At 57.7% G+C, this 6,305-nt stretch carries 5 protein-coding genes; 1 reads left to right on the forward strand and 4 read right to left on the reverse strand.

From position 1 onward, the window contains the following. Positions 1 to 17: 17 nt before the first annotated feature. On the reverse strand, positions 18 to 929 hold the full coding sequence (locus tag ACK59X_RS02080) for a Bug family tripartite tricarboxylate transporter substrate binding protein (protein ID WP_409954793.1): 912 nt from the start codon (positions 927 to 929) through the stop codon (positions 18 to 20). A 261-nt stretch (positions 930 to 1,190) separates the two neighbouring features. On the opposite strand from ACK59X_RS02080, the gene prpR reads away from it, so the two are divergent. Continuing rightward, positions 1,191 to 3,155 (forward strand): propionate catabolism operon regulatory protein PrpR, encoded by a 1,965-nt coding sequence (gene prpR / locus ACK59X_RS02085; protein ID WP_409954788.1) that lies wholly within the window; start codon positions 1,191 to 1,193, stop codon positions 3,153 to 3,155. Positions 3,156 to 3,355: 200 nt separating this feature from the next. On the opposite strand, the gene ACK59X_RS02090 is transcribed toward prpR, so the two are convergent. From ACK59X_RS02090 to ACK59X_RS02100, 3 genes are read right to left on the reverse strand one after another with little or no spacing between them, the layout of a single operon-like run. Further along, a complete protein-coding gene (locus ACK59X_RS02090; protein WP_409954789.1) occupies positions 3,356 to 4,540 on the reverse strand; it encodes a DGQHR domain-containing protein in 1,185 nt (394 codons plus the stop codon). Then, on the reverse strand, positions 4,537 to 5,139 hold the full coding sequence (locus ACK59X_RS02095; RefSeq protein WP_409954790.1) for a hypothetical protein: 603 nt from the start codon (positions 5,137 to 5,139) through the stop codon (positions 4,537 to 4,539). The genes ACK59X_RS02090 and ACK59X_RS02095 overlap by 4 nt, the downstream gene beginning before the upstream one ends. Next, the gene (locus ACK59X_RS02100; protein ID WP_409954791.1) at positions 5,130 to 5,945 is read right to left on the reverse strand and encodes a DNA adenine methylase; all 816 of its coding nucleotides are present in this window, start codon (positions 5,943 to 5,945) and stop codon (positions 5,130 to 5,132) included. The genes ACK59X_RS02095 and ACK59X_RS02100 overlap by 10 nt, the downstream gene beginning before the upstream one ends. Positions 5,946 to 6,305 lie beyond the last annotated feature (360 nt).

The raw sequence follows: 6,305 nt of genomic DNA on the forward strand, positions 1-6,305 counted from the left end.
GAAGGGAGCGTGGCGGCTCACTTCTCCTGCATCTGCGCAGCCTTGACGATCTCGCCCAGGCGCTTGCGCTCGGCATCGACGAACTTCACGAACTCCGCGCGCGTGCCGCCAATGGGCTCGATCCCCATGCCCTTGAGCTTGGCGACGGCGGCGGGGTCCTGCATGGCCTTGTCCACGGCGGCGGCCACCTTGTCCAGGATCTCGGGGGGTGTGCCGCGCGGTGCGTGCAGGCCGGCCCAATGGGCGATCTGCAGCTCAGGAAAGCCTTGCTCCACTGCAGTAGACAGTTGCGGATAGGCCGAGATGCGCTGCGTCCAGGTGGTGGCCAGGGCCTTGAACTTGCCGTCGCCGCGGATGTGCGGCAGCGCGATGATGCTGGCCTCGGACGTGCCGTCCACCTGCCCGCCCAGCACGGCGGTGGTGCTCTCTGAGCCGCTCTTGTAGGGCACGGGCTGCAGCTTGGCGCCGTATTTCACGTTGAGCATCTCGGCCACGAAGTGGGGCGTGCTGCCGGTGCCGGCCGTGGCGAAGTTGAAGCCCACGCCCTTCTTCGATGCCTCGACGAAGTCACGCAGGTTCTCGTACGGCGCCGACTTGGGCACCACCACCACCGAGGGCGCCAGGCCGATCATGGCCACGGGCACCAGGTCCTCGTCCTTGAAGGGCAGGGACTTTTTGATCATGCTGTTGGAGATGACGCCGGCCGCGCTGATCAGGAAGGTGTAGCCGTCGGGCGCGCTCTTGGCCACCAGGTCTGCCCCCAGCGAGCCGCCCGCGCCGGGGCGGTTGTCGATGATGACCGGCTGGCCCAGCGCCTTGGCGGCGCCTTCGGCCGCGGCACGCGCCATCAGGTCGTTGGCCCCGCCGGACGAGAACGGCACGACGAAGCGGATGGTCTTGGCCGGCCAGGCCTGGGCCTGTGCCGCCATGGGCAGGGCGCAGGCGGCGGCGGCAGCTGCGCAGGCCAGCAGGGTGCGGCGGCGGAAGTGGTTCATGGATGTCTCCTGTTGTTGGATGAAGGGGTCGCGGATTCGCTCCACCATTTCTGCAATCAGTGTGCCACCGGCTGCTGTTCCGTAGATGAGACTTCAAGCTATTGATTCATAAGCACTTTTTTCGAATTTCTACGGGGCATTCGGATTCCGTTGATTCATTTTCATTTCAATAGTGAGACAATGAAATGAATTGACATGAACACTCCAAGCCTCGCCCCGACCCACTTAGTGCCGCCGGCCACCCGGCCCCTGCGCATCGTCGCCGTGGCCCGGCATCGCCTGGGCCGGGTGCTGGCACGCCTGGTGCCCGAGGTGGCGGCGCAGGCGCAGATCGAACTCGTGGGCCAGGCCTTCGACGAGGCTGTGGCGGCGGTGCGGGCCCTGCATGCCGAAAGCCCCGTGGATGCCGTGGTGGCCGCGGGTGCCAGCGGCGAGTGGCTGCGGCAGCACCTGGACATACCGGTGGCCATGGTCGAGGTGCGGGGCTTCGACCTCATGCGCGCGCTGGCCGCGGCGCGGGCCCTGTCGCCCCGGGTGGGGCTGGTGTCGTTCGACGGGCCGTCGCAGCACCTGGCCCAGCTCGATGCGCTGTTCGGCATGGGCATTGCCCAGTTCAGCTACCGCAACCCGGAGGACGCGCCCGCCTGCGTGGAGGCCCTATGCGCGGCCGGGGTGGGGGCGGTGGTGGCGCCGGGCCTGGTGTCCGACCTGGCGGAGCAGGCCGGCATCGCCAGCGTGCTCATGTACTCGGACGAGGCCGTGCGCCAGGCGCTGCACGATGCCGTCCACCTGGCCCGCCACAGCCGTGCGGAGCGCGCGCGCCACGAACGCCTGGGCACCATCCTCGGCCAGTTGCAGGACGGCGTGGTCGCAGTGGACACGCGCCAGCGCATCGAGGCCCTGAACCCCACCATGGCCCAACTGCTGGGTGCCCCCGCTGCGCAGCTGGCCGGCCGCGTGCTCAGCGAGGTGGACCCCGTGCTCGACCTGGGCGCCACGCTGCGGCTGCAAGACGAAGCCCCGGCCGAAGAGGTGCTGCAGATCGGCGCGCGCACCCTGGTCGTGCGGCGCGCGCCCATCATCGAGGGCGGCGAGGTCACCGGCGCCCTGCTGGTGTGCCGCGACCCGGCCGTGATCCAGCGCGCCGACCGCCACCTGCGCGCCAACCAGCGCCAGCGCGGCGCGCCCGCGCGCTACCGCATCGAGGCCTTTGCCGGCACCAGCCCCGCCGCCCGGCGCGTGCGCGAACTGGCGCTGCAGTGCGCGGCCAGCGATGCCACAGTGCTCGTCACCGGCGAAAGCGGCACGGGCAAGGAACTGGTGGCCCAGGGCATCCACGCCGCCAGCCGGCGCGCGAGCCAGCCCTTTCTGGCGGTGAACTGCGCCGCGCTCAGCGAAAGCCTGCGCGAGAGCGAGTTGTTCGGCTATGAAGAAGGCGCCTTCACCGGCGCGCGGCGCGGCGGCAAGACCGGGCTGATCGAGGCCGCCCACACGGGCACCCTGTTCCTCGACGAGATCGGCGACATGCCGCTGGCCCTGCAGACCCGGTTGCTGCGCGTGCTGCAGGAGCGCGAGGTGCTGCGCCTGGGGGCCACCGCGGCGGTGCCGGTGGACCTGCGCGTGATCGCGGCCACCCATGCCGACCTGGCGGCCCAGGTGGAGCGCGGCCTGTTCCGGCGCGACCTGTACTACCGCCTGGCGGTGCTGCGCATCGCCACCCCGCCCCTGCGCGAGCGCGCGGGCGACATCGCCGCACTGGCCACCAGCCTGCTGGCGCGCCGCACGGCCGCAGCGGGCGTGCCGCAGGCGCAGGCCACGGCCTGGCTGGCCGCGCTGCTGGACCTGGCCGCAGGCTACGGCTGGCCCGGCAATGTGCGCGAGCTGGAGAACCTGGTCGAGCGCCTGCTGGCCTGCCACGCTTGGCTGGCCCCGGGCGGGCGGCTAGACCGCGCGCGGCTGCTGGAGGTGTTTCCCGAATGCACGCAACAGCGCCCGGCACCCGTGCGCGAGCGCCTGCTCAAGGGCGCTCGCATGGCAGCAGAGCGCCAGCGGGTGCGCGAGGTGCTGCAGTCGGTGCAGGGAGATCAGGACGAGGCCTGCGCCCTGCTGGGCATCAGCCGGTCGACGCTGTGGCGGAGGTTGCGAGAGAATGCTGCTTAGGAGTGTGCGAGCAAAAGGCATTGCAGCGAAGCACTCCAAAGCAGAGAATCGTTGGCAGCACTGATATGCCCAGAGTAGGCGTCGTAAGTGCGAAGTAATGCTCAGCTACACTGGCTTATCGAACATAGCAGCTGACGCGCCTTCTGTCGCGCCAGCTCCTTTTTTAACACTAGTTAGAAAATTTGGCAATTTTCATGCCATTACTCAAGTAGGTCGTAGATAGATATTTTTCCCCGTAGAAGTTTCAGGAATTGCGCTTGCCCCCCGCCACCGGGCGCGAAGTTCCGTTTCGTGAAATCAGAATCTGTTGCATCCACATGTGCTAAGGCCCTGAAGAACTCATCAGACGTGGGAATTCGGCCATAGATGCCCCCTGCCAATTGGGGGTACAGGTCCTCTCGAAGATACTCCATGAGCGCTTTAAACGCGTTCGACCGTGGCAGCAAGTTTCCTACCCGATCCTTATCCTTCCACGCAGTAGGCCATTTTCTTTCAATTGCCCTGAAATAATTGTAGATAATTTCGGTTATGTCAACTTCCTTTTCTTCTATGAAAAGATTTCTGAAGGGACATTTTTTTAAATCGGTGGCGCCTGCTTTTGATAATTTTTTTCCAGAAAGAAGTTCGTTTCTGTCCTTGCTGGGGTTAGTGGAAATGAACTTTACAAGTGACTCCACGAACGCAGCTTGAGTCAGTGGCTCTTTAGTTCGTCCAGGCGTTGCAGTTCCCAAACGTTTAATTCGTCTGTAGAGTGGACTTGATTTTTCCTTGTCAAGAGCTACTGCCACGTTGTGGCAAGTTTTTTGAGGACTTCGAGTCTTGGCAAGCTCTGTCAGATCATAGACTAAACTTGTATTTACTTTTGTCTGCGCGAGATTGACTGTCGCGAAAATATTGGCCTGTTCCGAAACGTCAGCACCTACAAAAATTGATACATTTATATCAAACTCTCGATGAAATGAGTACTCTTTAGTCGATTCATCCAGAAATCCTGCGATGCGATGCTGGCCATCGATTACCTTCGCACTCTTGCCCCATGGGCTAGACTCTTCGTCGGTATCACCTAGTTCGCTTCCTCGAAGCGTTAAAAAACCCGTGTTTCTGTCGCCCTCTTCAAACTCTGCGCATCGTTCCTCAACAGCCAGAATAACGGCAGTTGGAAATGATGCGTCATCACTATGGATATACTCTCGAATTTCTTTGACGCGTTTTTTTGTCAAGGGGCGCTGAATGCCGAGATATCTTTCAAAGTCACGCTCTTCATCAGCAAGTCTTCGAACATCAGAGTATGAAATTTCGACTAAATCACGAGCACTAATGGATGCCGAGAAAAATTCCCCAATGGGTTGTTTGAGGGAAAGTACTGGTAAACGAATGGTTCTCATTCTGCGCCTCGCTCTTTAAGTCTATCTGCGAACGCAGTCGTTAGTTCGCTTTCCACAGCCCGAGTTGAGTCGTAGTAACTCATAGTGTTTGCGCCGTCGAGGAGGGTTAAGTACCAGCAATAAAGCCCAAAAATATAAATTTCACGAGCATAGGTCACCAGGAAATAGTGCAAAAAAGTATCAGTGAAAGGGAAGTTGAGTTTGGTTGCTCCGAAAGCTACAGCAGTAAGAACGATGAGTAGTAGCGCAATAGCTTGCACAAGACCATAGCCCCTGAAAACCCTCTTGAAGTTGTCGATGCTTTTTATCGACAAGTCATTCATGCGTTCGTAAAAGAGATATAGTATGGGTGTTAAAAATGTTGCTGAGTATACGAAAAGCTCAGATACGGTCAACGATTCCCTAATCTTTGTCACTAGCTTGGAGACATTGTCTCCTTCCCCTGTGGGAATTGTTGCCATGAATGCTGTCATTATCACTGGCAGGCTTGTTAATAATAAAAGAATACAGAATTTCTTAAGCGCCGCTTTGTGAACTGCAGGGCTGTAGGCTAGCAAGCACTGCAAAAATGGTACGCGATTAAAGAATTTTAAAAGCATTTTATGACCATCTCCTCATATCTCCCTCTAGCGGAGGATTTTCCGGCTATAACACTTGGGCGATTTAATTTAATAATTTTCCCAACGTCTTTGTAAATTTTTCGAATACTTTCATGGTATGCATTTGTAATTACTAACTTTGCCCCTCGTGTAGAAGCCCGCTTAACTGCATTGCATAGTCTAATCTGATCATCCCAAGAAAATATATTTTCGTTATATTTTACGAAGCCATTGTAGTTGTGCTTTACCGTGTAAGGTGGATCAACAAAAACGAAATCACCCGATGTTGCCCGATCAATAAGGGCTTCGAAGTCTCCGGCTACCAGCTCTGCGGTTGACAATGCTTTTGAAAGAGACTCGAAATCATCTGATTCCAATATTACGTTCGATTTGCTTCCAATAGGTACATTGAATTCTCCTTTTTTATTAACTCGATAAAGACCGTTCCAACAAGTTCGGTTTAGATAAATAAATTGCGCGGATCTCTCGATGGCGCTTTTAAAAACAGATGATCTCATTGAATAATAATATTCAGAAGAGTGGCTTTTGTGGTGTGAAGAGAGTAGCTTCTGCACCTTCTGCCAATCTGTTTTTAGGCATGAATATGTTTCGATAAGTTGAGTATTTGCATCTCCAAGTATTGACTTCTGAGGCAGTAGACTAAAAAAAACAGCTCCGCTACCAAGAAATGGCTCAATATATCGATTGTGTTCAATGGCAAGCATGCTGCCATGTTTCTCCACCAGCCAGCGCTTACCACCAGCCCACTTGAGAAACGGGGTTATTCTATTAATTTCGGAATGCAAGCAAGGTCCCTCCTCAAGCAAGATAGCACGGAATGTAACTAACGCATACAATTTTTTGTCTTATGCAGTCAGGTCGCTGCATGGTGTGCAGGCAGACCGCGTAGCTTACGTGCAATCCCAGATGAGGACGATAAAGTAGTCAGGCAGGCTCTGCTGACCCACTTCGGTTGCAGGATCTGATCACGCTTGAGTAGGGGCGCTGGCCGCCTGACAAATGAGACTAGGGTGTGTTGACATTCGAGGTGACAATACCGCTCCAACCTGATGATCTGGTTGGAGGGCCGATGCGCAAACAACTTCGCGATGAGCAATGGAAACGGATTGAGGGGCTGCTACCTGGCAAGCCGAGCGACCCGGGCA

It is taken from the genome of Acidovorax sp. (genome assembly GCF_046339755.1).
Taxonomy (GTDB): domain Bacteria; phylum Pseudomonadota; class Gammaproteobacteria; order Burkholderiales; family Burkholderiaceae_C; genus Acidovorax.

Excerpts from the sequence above, each read along its gene's own strand:
- ACK59X_RS02080 (WP_409954793.1), bottom strand. The coding sequence starts at position 929 with ATGGCGGCACAGGCCCAGGCCTGGCCGGCCAAGACCATCCGCTTCGTC.
- prpR (WP_409954788.1), top strand. The coding sequence starts at position 1,191 with ATGAACACTCCAAGCCTCGCCCCGACCCACTTAGTGCCGCCGGCCACC.
- ACK59X_RS02090 (WP_409954789.1), bottom strand. The coding sequence starts at position 4,540 with ATGAGAACCATTCGTTTACCAGTACTTTCCCTCAAACAACCCATTGGG.
- ACK59X_RS02095 (WP_409954790.1), bottom strand. The coding sequence starts at position 5,139 with ATGCTTTTAAAATTCTTTAATCGCGTACCATTTTTGCAGTGCTTGCTA.